The sequence below is a fragment of the Tessaracoccus lapidicaptus genome, assembly GCF_001693815.1.
Classification (GTDB): Bacteria; Actinomycetota; Actinomycetes; order Propionibacteriales; family Propionibacteriaceae; genus Arachnia; species Arachnia lapidicapta.
This window is the reverse complement of the sequence record NZ_MBQD01000022.1, coordinates 69083-85544: the sequence shown is the minus strand read 5'-3', so window position 1 is coordinate 85544 and position 16462 is coordinate 69083. Positions and strand designations below refer to the sequence as shown.

Genomic DNA, 16462 nt, shown 5'->3' with positions numbered 1-16462 from the left:
GCGCCGCTGGTGAACGCCGGATGACCGCTCGATGACGCCCTGATGCGCGGATCGTTGTCCGGCTCGACGCCAGCCGCGGCGCGCCCCGCCGTCGGCCGTTAGGCTGTGGGCGACGGGAAGGGGCTGTCAGTGAAGGGCATCGTCGTTTTCTCCGGTTCCGCCCATGCGGCGTTCGCCGACGAGATCTGCGCGCACCTCGGGCTCCGGCGATCGGCGGTGAAGATCTCCCGGTTCAGCAACGACTGCCTGCAGGCGCAGCTGCTCGCCAACTGCCGCCAGCGCGACGTCTACATCGTGCAGCCGCTCGTCCCCCCGACCCAGGACCACCTCATGGAGCTCCTGCTCATGGTCGACGCCGCCCGCGGCGCCTCCGCGGGGCAGATCACCGCCGTCATCCCCCACTACGCCTACGCGCGCTCGGACAAGAAGGATGCGTCGCGGATCTCCATCGGCGGCCGGTTGGTGGCCGACATGCTGGCGACCGCCGGTGTGGACCGGGTCCTCACCATGGCTCTGCACGCGCCGCAGGTGCACGGGTTCTTCTCGGTTCCCGTCGACCACCTGACCGCGCTGGGCGTGATCGCGGACCACTACCGCGACCGCGACCTCAGCAACACCGTCGTGGTGTCGCCCGATCTCGGCAACGCCAAGCAGGCGACGCTGCTGGCCCGGCTGCTCAACCTGCCGGTCGCAGCGGGATCGAAGCAGCGCCTCGCGGACGACAGGGTGGTCATCGACGCCATCGTCGGCGATGTCTCCGGCAAGCGCGCCATCGTGCTCGACGACGAGATCGCCACCGGCGGCTCCATCGTCGAGATCGTCAACCGCCTGGGCGACTTCGGCTGCCAGGACGTGTCCGTGGCGTGCACGCACGGGCTGTTCGCGGGGCGGGCGGTCGAGAAGCTCACGTCACACGAGCGCATCGTCGAGGTCGTGTCGACCAACACCGTGCCGGCACCCGCCGACTTCCCGGGCCTGACGACGCTGAGCGTCGCGGGCCTGTTCGCCGACGCCATCGACCGCATCCACAACGGCCGCTCGGTGAGCAAGCTGTTCAACGACGTCGATCCGGCGTACGCGCCTCCGCCGCAGCCCGAGGGCCTCTTCTAGCCCGGAAGTCCCCGGCGACGGCGGATGCGGTCCGCCACCTCGCGCCACGTGGGCACGACGACGCCCTCCGCGGCCATGAGCCGCCGCAGCCGCCGACGGCTCAGCAGGATGCCCGTGATCCCGACCGCGAAGAACGGCAGCTGCAGGAGCCACGCGAGGCGCAGCTGCTCCGGTGTGTAGGCGCCGCCGCCCGCCATCCAGTCGAGCGCCAGGCCCATGAGGAGGATGAGGACGGTTCCGCCGATGAAGCCGCCCGCGATGACGATGCCGTTGGCGGCGCCGAGCCTGGTGACGGGGAGGTTCGTGCGCGGGAAGTCGAAGCCGACGCCGGTGCCCGGGCCCGCCACGGCGAGGGAGAGCACCAGCAGGACCAGCAGCGGCGTGGGGGCCGGGCCCGGCCACAGCAGCACAGCGGCCCAGCAGGCGACGACGGCCCACACGAGCAGGAGCACCATCGTGCTGCGGCGCAGCGGGTGCCGGGCCGTCATGGCGCCGACGACGGGACCGGCCACCATCGCCGCGACCGACAGCAGCGCGAACAGCGACCCCGCCTCGGCCTGCGACCGGCCCTGCCCCACGACGAGGTAGGGGATCCCCCACATGAACACGAAGGCGTTGGTGGAGAACCCCGCGGTGAAGTGCACCCAGAAGCCGAGCTGCGTCGCGGGATGCGTCGTCACGCCTCTGATGCGGGAGGGGATCTCCCTGATCGGGTCGACGACGACGCTCGGGGCCTCCCCCGGCGGCGCGTTGCGCACACCGGCGACGATGAGCACGGCGGCGACCCCACTCGCGGCGACGGTGAGCAGCAGCCCCGGCCGCCAGCCCGCGACCTGGATGAGGGGCAGCACAACCCCCACGGCGGCCACCTGGCCGACGGCCCCGATCATGCCGGTGACCTGGGACAGCAGGGGCACCCGCTGGGGCGGGAACCAGCGCGGCAGCAGCCGCAGCACCGAGTTGAACATGCAGGCGTCGCCGACGCCGAGCAGGATGCGGGCTGCGTAGGCCATGGACAGGTCGTCGGCCATGGCCAGCATCCCCTGGCCCAGCGCGATGACCAGCGTGCCGGTCGTGAGCAGCACGCGGGACCCGAAGCGGTCCAGGAGCAGCCCAACGGGGACCTGGGACAGGGCGTAGGTGGCGAGCTGCAGGACGACGAACGTCGAGATGATGCCGGGTGTGGTGCCGAAGTGGGCGGCGGCCTCCAAGCCGGCGACGCCGAGGGCGCTGCGGTGCATGACGGCCAGCGAGTAGCCGAACACGCCGACGCCCCAGACCATCCAGGCCGCGCGCCCGTACCCGCTCTCCACTGGGACCTCCCGCCCACGATCCTAGGGCTGGGGTGTGGACCGGGCCAACGTCGCGCACCATGTTGCCTCGAGCGTGCCGGGCGCGTCCGCCGACGGCGGCGACGCGGCGGGGCTGTCTGCCCTAGGGTCGGCCCGGGCGCCGGGAAAATGTCCAGGCCGACCCGGCCTGTAGGCCACAGAGGCAGTGGACGCTGCGCCCTGCCCGTCCATACTCCCACGGGGTCTCTCGGCGGGTCAGCCAGGGTAAGCCCCGGCGGCGCGGGCGGGCGTGCTAAGGTGCGGCCCCCGCGTCAGATCGTCGAGATGTCGATGACGTAGCGGTAGCGGACCTTGGAGGCGACGACGTTGTCGTAGGCCTCGTCGATCCGGTCGGCGTCGATCATTTCGATCATGGGCGCCAGGTCATGCTCGGCGCAGAAGTCGAGCATCTCCTGCGTCTCCCGGATGCCGCCGATGTTCGAGCCGGCCAGCACCCGCGCCTGACCGGTCAGCACGCCGAGGTGGATCGACGACGGACGCTCGGGCAGGCCGACGTTGACCAGCACCCCGTGGGCCTTGAGCAGCTTGAGCAGACCGTCGAGGTCGACGCCGTCGGAGACGGTCGTGACGATGAGGTCGAAGCTGCCGCGCAGCCTCTTCATGGCGTCGCGGTCCTGCGTGGAAACGTAGTCGGTGGCGCCCAGCCGCAGGCCGTCGTCGCGCTTCGCCAGCGAGCGGCCGAGCACGATGGTCTCGGCGCCCATGGCAGCCGAGATCTGCACGCCCATGTGCCCGAGCCCGCCCATGCCGACGATGCCGACGCGCTTGCCCGGGGCGGCACCCCAGCGCTTGAGCGGGGAGTACAGCGTGATGCCGGCGCACATGAGCGGGGCCGCGTGCTCGAGGCTCATCTCGTCCGGTACGCGCATGAGGTAGTCCTGCTCGACCGTGATGCCCGTCGAGTAGCCGCCCGCCGTCGGCTCACCGTCGCGGCCGACGCCGTTGTACGTCCAGACGGTGCCGGGGCGGCCGGTGCAGAACTGCTCCTCACCCTGGCGGCACATGTCACACTCGCGGCACGAGTCGACGAAGCAGCCGACGCCGACGCGGTCGCCCACCGCGAACTTCGTGACCTCCGAGCCGACCTGGCTGACGACCCCGGCGATCTCGTGGCCGCCGACGAACGGGTAGGTGATCGGGCCCCACTCGCCGCGGGCGGTGTGGATGTCGGAGTGGCAGATGCCCGTGTAGTGGATGTCGAAGAACACCTCTGTGGGGCCGGGGTCGCGGCGCGTGATGGTGGTCTTGGCGTAGCGGCCGGTGGGAGAGTCGATGGCGTAGGCGGCGACGTCGGGCATGGCTTCCTCCGTGAAGCGGGACGTGGGACGCCGTCGATGCTACCGGGCGTGGCTACTCGCCGCTGAGGCCCTCCAGCCAGCCGGGGACCTCGTTGCCGGGCATCGGCGGCTCGGCGCCGTCGACGGGGAGGGTGCAGTTCGGCGTCTCGCCCGGGGCCGGGCCGAACTCCTTGCCACCGAAGATGTAGGTCTTGGCGTACTCGTAGTAGGCGTCGTGGGCGCCCGTGTCGTACGGGTTGTCCAGTGCACAGCGGCCGACGTAGTAGCCGACGACGTCGGCGAAGGTCTCGGTGACGCTGCGTCCGGCGTACTCCGAGAAGCGGCCCTCTTGGCGGAAGAGCTTGGTGAACGCCGTCCAGTACTCCGGCTCCTGGTAGCGGTCCGAGTTGCGGACATGGCCGAGTTCGTGGACGACGAGGCGCACGAGCCGGCCCTCGTCTCCGGAGTCCAGCGCCCGCTGGAACTTGCCGAAGTCCAGGCTGACGTAGCCGGAGCGTGTGAGGCTCCAGTCCCCCCAGGCGTAGCCCGAGATGCTGGTGGCGTTGAGGCCGACGGTGCCGCTCACCTTGGACTGGAGATCGGCCCGGTAGGGCGTGCACTCCATGGCGTCCAGCGTCTCCCACAGGATCTTGATCGACGCGCGGCGCTGCTCGGTCCACTGCTTGCCGGCCAGCTTGAAGCCGAAGTTCGCGGCCAGCTGGGCCGCCACGTCGGCGATGGGAGCGTCGTCCGGGAAGGGCTTGGTGGACGCGCACGGGTTGGGGATCCCGGTCACGGGGGCCGCGGGCGTGGGCGCGATCGGCAGGGCCTGGGCGCTGGTGGCGGCGACGGATCCGACGGCGACGGCCACCGTGGTGGCGATCGCGGCGATCCATCTGCGCACAGGGGTCTCCCAGGGTGTCCTACAACGTGTCGAAGCCAAGAATCTCTCAGGTTTCTCAGAGAGTCAAACCGTGGACAATCCTGTGGAAAAAACGATCAAATCGTCCCCCCTTATCCACAGTTGATGGTAGGGGGCGGAATGTGACCCACCCGGCTGCCTACATTGACGGCCGGAAGGGGGATCACGGCGTGCATCAGCAGACCGAACACTCAGCTTCTCCTCAGGAGGTGGCGCCCAGGCCGTCCGGCGTACAGCTGCGGGCCCGCCGCAGCCCCGCACTCGTCGCGCTGGGGGCGCTGCTCGTCGTCGGTGGCGGCGTGGGTGCCGCGGCGCTGGTGTCACTCAACGCAGACCAGCGCGCCGTCGTGGTCATGGCGTCGGACGTCCGGCGCGGTGACGCGCTGACGCGGGAGGACCTGGCCGTGGTCGAGGTCCCGGGCACCATGACGGTCGAAGCGCTCGGTGCAGCGGACCTCCCCACGCTCGTCGGGCAGCGCACGCTGACCGACCTCCCGGCCGGGTCCTTCCCGCTGGCCCGGCACGTGGGCGAGCAGCCGTTGCCCGACGGCGAGTCGCTGGTCGGCCTCCGGCTGCCGTTGGGCAAGCTGCCGACCGCCGACATGCCGCCGGGGACGCCGGTACGCCTGGTCGGCCTCGCGGAGGGCGGCTCCGCGGACACGTCCGCCGTCGTCGCCGCCCGGCCGACGCTGCTCGACGACGGGATGACCTACGCCGTCGACGTGCGCGTCGCCGACGCCGAGGCCGCCACCGTCGCCCGCCTGTCGGCCGCGGACCTCCTGGCGCTCGTCGTGGTGACGGAGGGCCGCTGATGGCCGTGCTACTGCTCACCTCCGCCACCGGGGCGCCGGGAGTGACGACGACCGCCCTGGGCCTCGCGTTGACGTGGCCGCGGCACGTCCTGCTCGCGGACTGCGACCGGGATCCGGCGCAGGCCGTGCAGGCCGGGTACCTGCGCGGCCTGGAACACGGCGGGCGCGGCCTGGTGTCGCTCGCGCACCTGCACCGCGACGGGGCGGCGCTGGGCCCGGAGGTGTGGCGGCAGACACTGCCCTTGACGGAGTCCAGTGAACCGGAGCGCCGGTTCCTCCCCGGCTTCACCTCCGCCGGGTCGTCACGGCTGTTCGAGCACGTGTGGGGCGCGGTGGGTGACGCCCTCGCCGGCCTGGACGCCCGCGGGATCGACGTGGTGGTGGACGCTGGCCGGATCGGGGTCAACGGCCTGCCCATGGGTCTGCTCGCCGCCGCGGACGCCGTCGTGCTCTGCGTCCGGTCCACGCTGCGGTCGCTGGCCGCCGCCCAGATCCACCTCGCCACTCTCGGCGAGCAGGTCCGGGCCCTGCCGACGACGCCGCCCGTGGCCCTCGCCGTCGTCGGCCCCGGGCGGCCGTACTCCGCCGCCGAGATCTCGGCGCAGTTCGCGATGCCCTGCTGGCTCGAACCGGCGTGGGACCCACGCGCCGCGGAGGTGCTGAGCGACGGGGCCGATGAGCCGCGCCGCTTCCACGAGGCGGGCTTCATGTCGCGGATCCGCGCCGAGGCCAAGGGCCTCTCCGAGCGGATGGCCCGCGGCCGGGCACACACGGCGGCGGTCGCGGGGGTGGCGTCATGACGCTCGGCCAGCTCCCGCCCCTGTCCGGGGCCCTGGGACGGCTGGGTCTGGCCCCCGACGAGGCGCACCTGCCGGCGGCCCCGCCTCCCGCACCGCGGCGCGCGGGTACCCAGCCCCAGGCACCCGCGGACGTCGACTGGCAGGTCGTCGTCGGGCTCCGCCGCGAGGCCGTCGAGCTCATCACCCGCGCGGCCGGCGAGTGGCAGGCCGGCCGGGGACAGCCGATGCCGGACGCGGACCGGCGGGCACAGGGGCGCGCGATCATCCGCAGCGTCGTCCACGCCCGCGCCCAGCGGCTCAACGAGGCGGGTGAGGCGCTCTGGCCGCTCCACCTGGAGACGCGCTACGCCGACGCCGTCGAGAGCGCCATATTCGGATACGGACGGCTGCAGCCGCTGTTCGAGATCCCCGACGCGGAGAACATCGAGATCCACGGCTGCGACACGGTCACCGTGCAGTACGGCGACGGCCATCGCGAGAGCCACCCGCCGGTCGCCGACACCGACGAGGAGCTGGTCGACGCCATCCGGTTCCTCGGCGAGACCGCGACCCCACCCAGGCCGTTCGACGACGTGCACCCCACGATGACGCTGGCACTCGGCGACCGGTTCCGGCTCCACGCCATCGGCTTCGGCCTGTCCTTCCGGCCGAGCGTGGTCATCCGGCAGCACCTGCTGACCGACGTCACCCTCGACGACCTGGCGACCGACGGCATGCTGCCCCACCCTGTGGCCCGGCTCCTGCGCTCGGCGGTCCTGGCCCGCAAGTCCATCGTCATCTCCGGGGACCAGGGCGCCGGGAAGACGACGCTGCTGCGCGCGCTCATCGCCGCCATCCATCCCTCCGAGCGCTTCGGCACGCTGGAGACCGACTACGAGCTGCTCACCCACCTGCTCGGGCACCGTCGCAACATCCTGGCTCTGCAGGCGAGGGTGGGCATGGGCGAGACCTCGGGCGGTGCCAGCGTCGGCTCCTACACGGTCGCGGACCTCATCCCAGAGGCCCTGCGCCAGAACCTCGCCCGCATCGTCGTCGGAGAGGTGCGCGGCTCCGAGGCAGGGGCGATGTTCGAGGCCATGCAGTCCGGTGCCGGCTGCCTCGCCACGACGCACTCCCACTCGGCGTCGTCCACCATCGACCGGCTGGCCGCCCGCGTCGCGCAGGGCCGGGTACTCAGCGTCGACGACGCCATGCACCAGATCGCGCACCACCTCCACTTCATCGTGCACGTGACGCTGCAGGACGACGCGTGGCGCGGCGGGGTACGGACGCGATACGTCTCGGAGGTCCGACAGCTGACCGGCGCGGTCGAGGCGGGCCGTCCGGTCACGCACCTCGTCTACCGGGCTCCCGGGGCGTCGGGGGTCGAGGTGTTCCAGCCCGAGGCCACCATGGCGGCAGAACTGGCCCAGTTCGACCGGAGCGGGTCATGGACGTGATCCTCGCCGCCGCGGCGGGGTCCACGGTGGGGCTCGGGGTTCTGCTCGTCCTGCTGGGTGCGCGCAGCTCGGTGCGGCCGTCCACACAGTCATCCACAGGCCTGTGGACAAGATCGCGCCAGCGGTGGACGGCGCTGCCACGGTCGCGGCGCTGGTGGTTCGGGGGCGTCGCGGCGGCGACGCTCGCCGTGGCGATCATCACGGGATGGGCGCTCGCCCTGATCCTGGTCCCCGCCGTCACCGTGGGCGTGCCGCTCCTGCTCAGCGCTCCCGCGAACCGCGAGGTGGAGGTCCTGGCAGCGCTGGACCGGTGGGTGCGCCTGATCGGAACGTCGCTGTCGTCGGGCAAGTCCATCCGCGACGCCATCTTCGCCACGCGCCACCAGGTCTCCCCTGTCCTGAACGAGCCCGTGTCCCGGCTCTGCACCCGCATGGACCAGCGATGGCACACGAGAGAGGCCCTCTTCGCCCTGGCCGACGAACTGGCCTCCGCGGATGCCGACGCCGTCGTCGCAGCGCTCGCCATCGCCTCCGCGAAGGGCGGGGCAGGTGCCCGCGCCACGCTCGGCGCGGTCTCGGACAGCATCCAGGCCCGGCTGGCGGCCCTGCGTGAGGTATCGGCTGAGCGCGCGAAACCCCGGGTCGTGGTCCGCCAGGTGACCTTCATCACCCTGGGTGTGCTGCTGGGCGCGCTGCTGCTCAACCCGCAGTTCTTCGCGCCGTACTCCACACCCTTGGGTCAGGTGCTGGCCGCGGTGCTCGCGGCCGCCTACCTCGGCTGCCTGGTGGTGCTTCGGCGCATGACCATCCCCGCGCCGGCGCCCCGCTTCCTGCGGAGCGCGGCATGATCGGCGCCGCCATCGTCAGCGGGATGGTCGCCGGCCTGGGACTGACGCTCATGGTCCGCGGGCTCTTCGCCGCCCCGGTACGGCTGGGCGACGCCCTGGCGGCCCTCGAGCGGCGCGACACCGCCGGGCCGGCGGCCACGGCGGGCGGCGTTGAGGGCGTGGCCGGGCGCCTGCAGCGGAGGCTCCGCCTGCCGCTCACGGCGCGGCAGCAGCAGCTGCTGCTCATGCAGGGCCGCAGCGTGGGGGACTTCTTCGTGGAGAAGCTCGTCTGGACGGGCGCGGGCGTCGGGCTGCCGACGGTGTGGGCCGCGACGCAGTGGGCGCTGGGCAACGCCGTCGGCCCGGCGCCGCTTGCAGCGGCCCTCATCGGCGGAACGCTGGGGTACTTCGTGGCGGATGTGCGGCTCCGGGGTGGCGCGGAGCAGGAGCGTCGCGCGGCCACCGACGGCATCCACACCTTCTTCGACCTGGTGGTCCTGGAACGGCTCGCCAACTCCTCCGCCGCTCAGGCCGCCGCCAACGCGGCCGCGATCTCCGGTGCGCCGCTGTTCCAGCGGATCGCCGTGGGCCTTGAGCGGGCGAGGATGGAACAGACCCAGCCCTGGAACGAACTGCGGGACGTCGCGCGGGAATGGAACGTCCCGGAGCTGGCCGACTTCGCCGACGTCATGCAGCTCGAGGAGCAGGGCGCCGGGCTGGCCGAGGTGCTGCAGGCCCGGGTACGGGAGCTCCGCGACGCCCATCTCAACGCGCAGCGCGCCGCCGCCCAGGAGGCCAGCGAGGCGATGACTCTGTGGATGACGATCCCGGCCATGATCCTCGGCCTCGCGCTCCTTATCCCGCCTTTGCTCACCCTGCTCGGCACGTGATGTCAAGAGCAATCGGCACATGTGGACAACTCGCCGCGCGATACCCGTGGAGCTGTGCATAACCCCGGATATGACCCCACCACCCGCAAGACTGACCACCAGGAGGACACCATGACCACGATCCATCAGCTCATCGGGACGCTCGTCTCCCTGCAGTACCCGCACGCCCAGCTGCGCCACCGCGACGAGCGCGGCCTCAGCCAGAGCACCGAGAACGCCATCCTGCTGGCCGGCGCCGCCGCGGTGGCCCTCGTCATCATCACCGTCATCACCGCCTACGTCTCGGATCGCCTGCCCCGTTGACGCGGCGCGCGAGGAGGACACCATGAGATTCATCCGGGCCATCGCCGCCGCCGCCGCGTTGGCGGGGCTGCTCGTCGGCGTCCCATGGTTCCTGCTCGCGGTCGGCAACGCGGGAGACCTGATCACGGCGGATTGGCGCACCGCGCTGCTCGTCGCGTTGGACAGCCGCACCGTGCTTGCACTCCTCAGCGGAATCGGATGGCTCGCCTGGGCCGTGGTGGCCGTCACCGCCGTCGCTGAGATCGTCGCCGTGGTCAGCCGGCAGCGCATCAGGATCCACCTCCCGGGCACCGGGTGGCTGCGGCCGGCGATCGCGGCGCTGGTGGCTGCGGCCGCTGCCGCGCCAACCGTCGCGGCCGCCGACACTGGCCCGGTGGTCCACCACGTGGTGAGCGGAGCGGCCGCCGCAGGCGTCGCCGCCCCCGGCCAGGCGCCGGATGCAGCGCGGCGCTATCTCGTCCAACCCGGCGACGAGCTGTGGACCGTCGCCGAACGCGAACTGGGCGCGGGTGAGCGATGGCGCGACATCGTGGCCCTCAACGACGGTCTCTCCGAGGCGTCCGCCCTCAGCCCAGGCGCGACGCTCCTGCTCCCCGCCCCCGCCGTCGATGCGGTGGTCACCGTCGAGGCCGGGGACACCCTGTGGAGCATTGCGGAGCGGGAACTCGGTGACGGCGAGCGGTGGCCCGAGATCCACAGCGCAAACCGGGCCCGGGTCGACGACCCGGACGTGATCGACGTCGGCTGGCGGCTGGTCGTGCCCGGCGCCGATGCCCCTGTCGCCCGCAGCGACGTGGCCACCGACATCCCGCCCGACACGGCAGCCCCCTCCCAGCCCGCCCCCAGCGTCGCAGAGGTCCCCCAGCCGGGAGACGGCGCGGGCCGCCCGGACACGCGGGCGCAGGACCCCGCGGCGTCGGCGCCCGCTCCGACGGCACCCGGACCCACGGTGGCCGTCCAGGGGGAGCCGGGCGCCGCGAACACCGCCGGAACGGATGGCGGCTCCGCTCCCCTGTCCGCAGACCAGGACGCGTCGGACGCGCTGCTCGGTTCCCTGGGCGCCCTGACTGCCGCGGGCATCCTCGCGGGGCTCGCCACCCGACGGCGGCTGCAGGTACTCGGCCGGGCGGTGGGTCGGCGCATCATCCCCGGCTCGGAGGAGCTCACCCGATTCTGGACCGCGCTCGCGGGGCGCGCTCACGGCGCCGCCGCGCTGCCCACGGACCCCGCGGCCACGACGCTCGTCCTGGGCTGGAGGCCGGGCGGCGAGCCGGTCCTGCTGGACCTCGAGAAGGAGCGGGCCACCGTCGTCACGGGCCCCGAATCCGAGGCGGCGATCGCGGCGGCGATCACGGGGCTGGTGTGCGGAACGTGGGCCGAGGCCGTGCGCGTGACGATCGTCGGAGGCCACGACTGGTCCGACTCGCTGGACGATCCGCGCGTGACGGCGATCGGGACCGTGGACGAGGGGCTGGCCACGCTCGCGCGCACGTGCTCCGAGCGACGGCTGGCGATGGGTCAGGCGTCGGTGCAGACGCTCCGGGCGGACCCGGACACCGCGACAGCGTTCGAGCCCACCGTCGTCGTGTTCCCGACGCCGATCTCAGCGGTGCAGTTCGATGCGCTCGGCGATGCGCTCGCACTCGGCGACGTCGGCGTCTCCGTGCTGGTCGCTGCAGCCGCGCCGCCCCACATCCGTGCCGCTGTGGTCGACGTCGCGGCCGCCGAGGGGCGCTGGGACGGCCTCACCTTCGCGCCGCAACTTCTGCAGCGGCCCGCCAAGCGGGCGCTCCTCGGCCTGTTCCACCTGACCGGCACCACCGAGACCCAGCCCGCCCCGTGGTGGCCGGAGCACACCGGCAACATCACCCCGCTCCCTCTCCACTCCGCGCCCGAGGAGTCCCCCGACATGCCACCGCCGCCTCCCGCTCCGGACCACCCCACCCTGCTGCTCCTCGGCGACGTCACCCTCGAGGGCGCGGCGGGCCCGAAGCCGTCCCGTGCGGTGGGCCAGTGTCTGGAGTACTGCGCCTGGCTGCTGGAGCACCCGGGCAGCACCCCCTCGGCCATGACGCGCTCGCTGCTGGTCGCCGAGCCCACCCGACGCTCGAACATGTCGCGGCTCCGGGGCTGGCTCGGCACCGACGCGGACGGAGCCAACTACCTCCCTGACGCCTACTCCGGGCGCGTCGCGCTCGACGAGCGGGTGACGTCGGACTGGGAGCGGTTCCGCGCTGTGCTCGGCGGCGGGGTGTCTGTGTCGTCGGACCACGCGCTGGCCGAGGCTCTGGGCATGGTCCGGGGCGAGCCGCTGGGAAGCTTCGCCTTCCAATGGGTCTGGGCCCACCAGGTTCGCGCCGACATGACGGCGATGATCGTGGACGCGGCGTGCGTCCTGGCGGATCGCGCCCTGGAGCGGTCAGACGTCGACCTGGCGCTCTGGGCCGTCGGCAGGGGGCGCCTGGCCGCCCCGGACGACGACGAGCTGGCAGCGCGCGAGATCCTGGCGCACGCCAGGGCGGGGCGGTGGGCAGAGGCCGACCAGGCCACCCTGCGCCTCACCCGGGCGGCGCGGGCGGCGGGTCGGGATCTTGCCCCGGCTCTCGCGCGCCGCATCCAGCTGGCACTGCACAGCGCGCCGGCCCGGCGGGCGGCGCCGGCGGCCGACTGATCAGATCGTCAGCCCGGACAGGGACTGCCTGGTGGCCGCGGCCGCGCGGAGCGCCTCGCGGCCAGGCTCGCCGAACACCTCGACGAAGCCGTCGATGAGCACGGCAGGAAGGGACGCACTGAGACCCCCGGCGCGGCTCCCCACCAGCGCCACCAGCATCTGGGCCGCGTCCTTGGCGGCCTTGGCCCGGAGCTGGTCGGGCTGGAGCCGGTTCATCCCCCACACGACCGACGAGTAGTTCGGGTCGGTGAGGAAGGTCTGGAAGTAGACCGTGGCCGCGTCGCGCAGCTGGTCGACGACCGGCGCCTCGCCCACGGCATCGAGAGCGGCCCGCAGGTCCCGCGACCGGAAGAAGCTGTCGAGCGTGCGGCGCACCCCGGCGAGCGACGGCGTGAGCTTCAGCTGGCGCGCCGCCACCATGATGGAGAGCCAGAGCCCGACGAAGCGGTCCCCGTCGCCGCCTCCATAGCGGGCCCGGCGTAGGGCCGGGTCGAGCTGGTCGTGCGGGTCGTCGGACATGTCCCGCAACCTACCACCGGGGACGCCGGCCCCCGGGGGGCCCGGTCAGGAGAACCGGACCATGTTGTTGAACACTTCCTTGTACTCCCACCGGTAGGTGTAGCCGCCGCCGGACTTCGGCACGGCCACCGCCACGTTCGACCAGGTGTAGGACCGGCACCCGTTGCCGCCGGTCACGGCGGTGTCGCATTCCGTGCGCCACTTGCGCCCGTCGTCGGCGGTCCAGCTGCCGGTGTTACCGAGGGGGTTCCCCGCCCACAGCGCCCGCGGTGAGGCCACGTAGGTGAGGTTGTTGAACGTCCACCCCTCGACCACGCTGAGGGTGCCACCAGCCGACTGGACGGTCGAGGCCCAGATGTCGGTGCGGCACCGGGTGGTCTGCGAGTAGGGCTCGCACTCGGTGCGCCACGAGCGGCCTGAGACCGTGTGGAGGCCCTCGGTGGTGTAGAGGGCGACGGCGTCGATGGTGTCGGCGGGCGCCAACTCGGGTCGAGCGTCGGAGCGGGAGGCGTCCTCGCTCGTGCCGGCCAGGGTGGAGGGGTTGATCAGGTTGTTGACGACCTTCGGCACGGCGTAGCAGGTGCGCCGCGCATCGGCGACGACCGCGCCGTCAGAGTTGCGGGTCCAGTAACCGCAATAGGCGCCCCCGTAGTCGCGCACGGTGTAGCCACCGATCGACAGGCCGTTGATGGGAACCTCGACCCCGCTGCGCATGAGCATGAAGTGCACGTGCCGGAAGCTGCCGCGGCCGCAGGTCTCGGAGCCGGGCATGGCCGTCATGCCGAGCTGGGTGCCAGCCGTCACACGCTGCCCCGCCACGAGTCCGGTCGGGATGGCCTTGAGGTGGAAGTACTTGGTCTGCCACCCGTCCTCGTGCTCGATCGTCACGTGGCAGCGGGTGAAGGACCCCGCGCCGCCGATGCGCACCACGACCCCGTCGGCGGCGGCGACCACCGGGATGGAGGCACCTCCCGCGGCGCCGAGGTCGACCGAGCTCCGCACGCCCGAGGACAGCGTGTGTGTGCCGCCGGCCTGCACCGTGAGTCCCCAGCCCACCGGAAGGGCCATCGGGAAGGTCGGCAGCGACGCCGCCTCGGCGCGGGGGGTGGCGATCACGCCCAGGACGCCCACGACGATGGCCGCGAGGGCGGCTCCCAGCAGTCTCCTCAGCACAGGCTCCTCCTCGACACGGTACGGGGGTCCTACGAGGGTAAGCGACTTCCTGAGAGGAACCTAATAAATCTTGAGTATTCCTTCAGGGTTTGCGGCGGGTCAGGGGGCGAGTTGCATGGCCCGGGCGACGATGACCGCGACGAACACCGCAGCCAGCAGGGCCACCAGCGGCCACTGCAGCCCCCGTCGGCCCTTCGGCAGATACATGATGATCGCGGCTGCGGCCATGCCGCCGGCCAGGCCGCCGAGGTGTCCCTCCCACGAGATGCCGGACCAGGTGAACGACAGCACCACGTTCAGCCCGAGCCAGAACAGGATGCCGCGGACGTCGCCCTTGTGACGGATCGCGATGAGGAGCAGCGCGCCCATCAGCCCGTAGATCGCGCCCGAGGCGCCCACTGACGACGAGTAGGGCTGGGACAGGAGCATGACGCCCGCCGACCCGCCGAGCAGCGCCACCAGGTAGACCGCCAGGTAGCGGGCCCGGCCCAGCACCTGTTCGATGGTGGGCCCGAGCAGCCACAGCACGAGCATGTTGAACCCGAGGTGCCAGGCCGCGGCGTGGGTGAAGCCGGACGTCAGGACCTGCCACGGGGCCCCCGTCGCCACCCCGGGGAGCCAGCTGTAGCCCTCGGCGGCGCATCCGGCCGGTCCGGTGAGCAGGACGCGGTCGCCCACGGGACAGAGGCCCTCCGGGACCAGGGCAAGCAGGTTGTAGAGCGTGCCGAAGGCGCCGCCGGTGAGGAGGACCGCGACCCAGACGAGCGCGTTGATCGCGATGAGCGCGACGGAGGTCGCCTTCGGGTTCCCGACGCGCGTGCCGCCGTAGGGCAGCAGGAGCTGTCGCGTCTCACGGTGGCCCTGCGAGACGCACTCCGGGCACTGGAACCCCACAGCGCCGGGGACCATGCAGGAGGGACAGATGGGGCGCTCGCACCGCTGGCAGGTGATCCGGGTGGGCTGGTCCGGATGGCGATAGCACGTCGGTGGAGCCTCTTCCATGCCACGAGGGTACCCATCGGGCAGAACAGCGCAGGCCGCCGGCCCCGCCTGAGCGGCGCAGGTAAGTTGTGCCGCATGGGTCACGGACATGGACACGGCAGCCACGGGGTGGTCGAGGTCGGCCAGCGTGCCCGGGCGTCCCTCATCGGGCTGCTCGCGGTGTTCGGCGTGCTGGCCGTCGCGGGCCTCATCTGGCTGTGGCCGACCGGGTCCGAGGTCTCCGCCGCGCTGAACAAGATCGCCGACGCCCCCGGGGTCACGTACGAACAGGCTCGGATCGAGTCGGTGGCGGACGGATGCGAGTCGTCCGTCGAGACCCCGACGGGTGCGGCGGCCTGCCTGACCGCCACCGTCACGGTCACCACGGGCGAGGACGAGGGCCGGCAGGCCGCCGTCGAGCTGTCGGGGGCGAACGTCCACAACGGGCTACGGGCCGGCGACGTCATCGAGATCGCCCGCGTCCCCACCGGCGACGGGGTGCACTACGCGTTCAGCGGCATCAACCGGCTGCCCGTCCTCATCACGCTCGCGGCGCTGTTCACGGTAGCGACCCTGCTGGTCGCGCGCTGGCGCGGGCTGTTCGCGCTCGTCGGGCTCGTCATCGCGGGCTGGGTGCTGCTGGGCTTCATGCTGCCCGCGATCATCGTCGGCAAGCCCGGCATGGCCGTCGCGCTGTCCGGGTCGACCGTGATCATGTTCATCGTCCTCTACGTCGCGCACGGGGTGTCGATGCGCACGTCCGCCGCGTTGGCGGGGACCCTGCTGGGTCTGGCCGTGACGACGACGCTGGGCATGCTCGCCGTCGGTGCCGCGCGCCTGTCGGGGTTCGCCGACGAGAACGAGTACGACCTCGCCCAGCTGGCGCCCGGCATCAACTTCCAGGAACTGCTGATGGTCGGCATCATCATCGGCGGCCTGGGCGTCCTCAACGACGTCACGATCACGCAGGCATCGGCCGTGTGGGAGCTGCGTGCGGCGGCACCGGGCTGGACACGGCTGCAGGTGTTCACCGCGGGGATGCGGATCGGGCGCGACCACATCGCGTCGACGATCTACACCATCGTCTTCGCCTACGCGGGCACGGCGCTCACGGTGTTGCTGCTGCTGTTCTTCACCACGCGCTCTCCGATCGACCTGTTCGGGCTGGAGCTGTTCGCCGGGGAGGGCGTGCGAACGTTCGCGTCCGCGATTGGGCTGATCCTGTCGGTGCCGATCACGACGGGGATCGCGGCGCTCACCGTCGGCCCGGGCCGCGAGGCCGTGGAGGCGCCCAAGCACGGTGCCGGCGCCGAGCCGGGGGCGGTGGGTGCGCCGTCGGGCGAGGCCCCGCAGCAGCACGAATAGCAGCTCCACTCCCCTCTCGGC

General features: G+C 72.4%; 15 protein-coding genes. 9 read left to right on the top strand and 6 right to left on the bottom strand.

What is annotated here, in order from left to right; translation table 11 throughout:
• Positions 1 to 129: 129 nt before the first annotated feature.
• Positions 130 to 1110, top strand: a complete 981-nt coding sequence (locus BCR15_RS08875; protein WP_068751846.1) for a ribose-phosphate diphosphokinase — start codon at positions 130 to 132, stop codon at positions 1108 to 1110.
• Here BCR15_RS08875 and BCR15_RS08870 read toward each other — a convergent pair.
• The 3 genes from BCR15_RS08870 to BCR15_RS08860 all read right to left on the bottom strand — a co-directional run bounded on the left by BCR15_RS08870 (position 1107) and on the right by BCR15_RS08860 (position 4643).
• Positions 1107 to 2423, bottom strand: a complete 1317-nt coding sequence (locus tag BCR15_RS08870) for an MFS transporter (RefSeq protein ID WP_218058952.1) — start codon at positions 2421 to 2423, stop codon at positions 1107 to 1109. The two genes, BCR15_RS08875 and BCR15_RS08870, sit on opposite strands and share 4 nt — an antisense overlap.
• A gap of 290 nt (positions 2424 to 2713) precedes the next feature.
• Positions 2714 to 3760 (bottom strand): NAD(P)-dependent alcohol dehydrogenase, encoded by a 1047-nt coding sequence (locus BCR15_RS08865; RefSeq protein WP_068751845.1) that lies wholly within the window; start codon positions 3758 to 3760, stop codon positions 2714 to 2716.
• Positions 3761 to 3812: 52 nt separating this feature from the next.
• Positions 3813 to 4643 carry a hypothetical protein gene (locus BCR15_RS08860; protein ID WP_068751844.1) on the bottom strand — a complete coding sequence of 277 codons (831 nt, stop codon included), beginning with the start codon at positions 4641 to 4643 and terminating at the stop codon, positions 3813 to 3815.
• A gap of 188 nt (positions 4644 to 4831) precedes the next feature.
• Between BCR15_RS08860 and BCR15_RS08855 the strand changes: the two genes are divergently transcribed.
• From BCR15_RS08855 to BCR15_RS08825, 7 genes are all read left to right on the top strand, one after another.
• Entirely contained in the window at positions 4832 to 5473 is a 642-nt protein-coding gene (locus BCR15_RS08855; protein WP_141680088.1) for an SAF domain-containing protein, read from the top strand.
• Positions 5473 to 6273 carry a hypothetical protein gene (locus BCR15_RS08850; protein ID WP_068751842.1) on the top strand — a complete coding sequence of 267 codons (801 nt, stop codon included), beginning with the start codon at positions 5473 to 5475 and terminating at the stop codon, positions 6271 to 6273. The genes BCR15_RS08855 and BCR15_RS08850 overlap by 1 nt, the downstream gene beginning before the upstream one ends.
• On the top strand, positions 6270 to 7712 hold the full coding sequence (locus BCR15_RS08845; RefSeq protein ID WP_068751841.1) for a TadA family conjugal transfer-associated ATPase: 1443 nt from the start codon (positions 6270 to 6272) through the stop codon (positions 7710 to 7712). Before BCR15_RS08850 ends, BCR15_RS08845 begins: the two co-directional genes overlap by 4 nt.
• Positions 7703 to 8560, top strand: coding sequence for a type II secretion system F family protein (locus BCR15_RS08840; protein WP_068751840.1), 858 nt, complete (start codon positions 7703 to 7705; stop codon positions 8558 to 8560). Before BCR15_RS08845 ends, BCR15_RS08840 begins: the two co-directional genes overlap by 10 nt.
• A complete protein-coding gene (locus BCR15_RS08835) occupies positions 8557 to 9429 on the top strand; it encodes a type II secretion system F family protein (RefSeq protein ID WP_068751839.1) in 873 nt (290 codons plus the stop codon). The genes BCR15_RS08840 and BCR15_RS08835 overlap by 4 nt, the downstream gene beginning before the upstream one ends.
• Before the next feature lie 111 nt (positions 9430 to 9540).
• Positions 9541 to 9732, top strand: a complete 192-nt coding sequence (locus tag BCR15_RS08830; protein ID WP_141680087.1) for a hypothetical protein — start codon at positions 9541 to 9543, stop codon at positions 9730 to 9732.
• A 22-nt stretch (positions 9733 to 9754) separates the two neighbouring features.
• Positions 9755 to 12403, top strand: coding sequence for an AfsR/SARP family transcriptional regulator (locus BCR15_RS08825; RefSeq protein ID WP_068751838.1), 2649 nt, complete (start codon positions 9755 to 9757; stop codon positions 12401 to 12403).
• Here BCR15_RS08825 and BCR15_RS08820 read toward each other — a convergent pair whose 3' ends face one another.
• The 3 genes from BCR15_RS08820 to BCR15_RS08810 form a co-directional block, all read right to left on the bottom strand.
• Positions 12404 to 12922, bottom strand: a complete 519-nt coding sequence (locus BCR15_RS08820; protein ID WP_068751837.1) for a DUF6553 family protein — start codon at positions 12920 to 12922, stop codon at positions 12404 to 12406.
• A 45-nt stretch (positions 12923 to 12967) separates the two neighbouring features.
• Positions 12968 to 14095: a M23 family metallopeptidase gene (locus BCR15_RS08815; protein ID WP_068751836.1), complete on the bottom strand. Its 1128-nt coding sequence runs from the start codon at positions 14093 to 14095 to the stop codon at positions 12968 to 12970.
• Between the two features lie 99 nt (positions 14096 to 14194).
• A complete protein-coding gene (locus tag BCR15_RS08810) occupies positions 14195 to 15097 on the bottom strand; it encodes a rhomboid family intramembrane serine protease (protein ID WP_068751835.1) in 903 nt (300 codons plus the stop codon).
• A 75-nt stretch (positions 15098 to 15172) separates the two neighbouring features.
• Between BCR15_RS08810 and BCR15_RS08805 the strand changes: the two genes are divergently transcribed.
• Positions 15173 to 16441 carry a YibE/F family protein gene (locus BCR15_RS08805; RefSeq protein ID WP_176715217.1) on the top strand — a complete coding sequence of 423 codons (1269 nt, stop codon included), beginning with the start codon at positions 15173 to 15175 and terminating at the stop codon, positions 16439 to 16441.
• Positions 16442 to 16462: the final 21 nt, after the last annotated feature.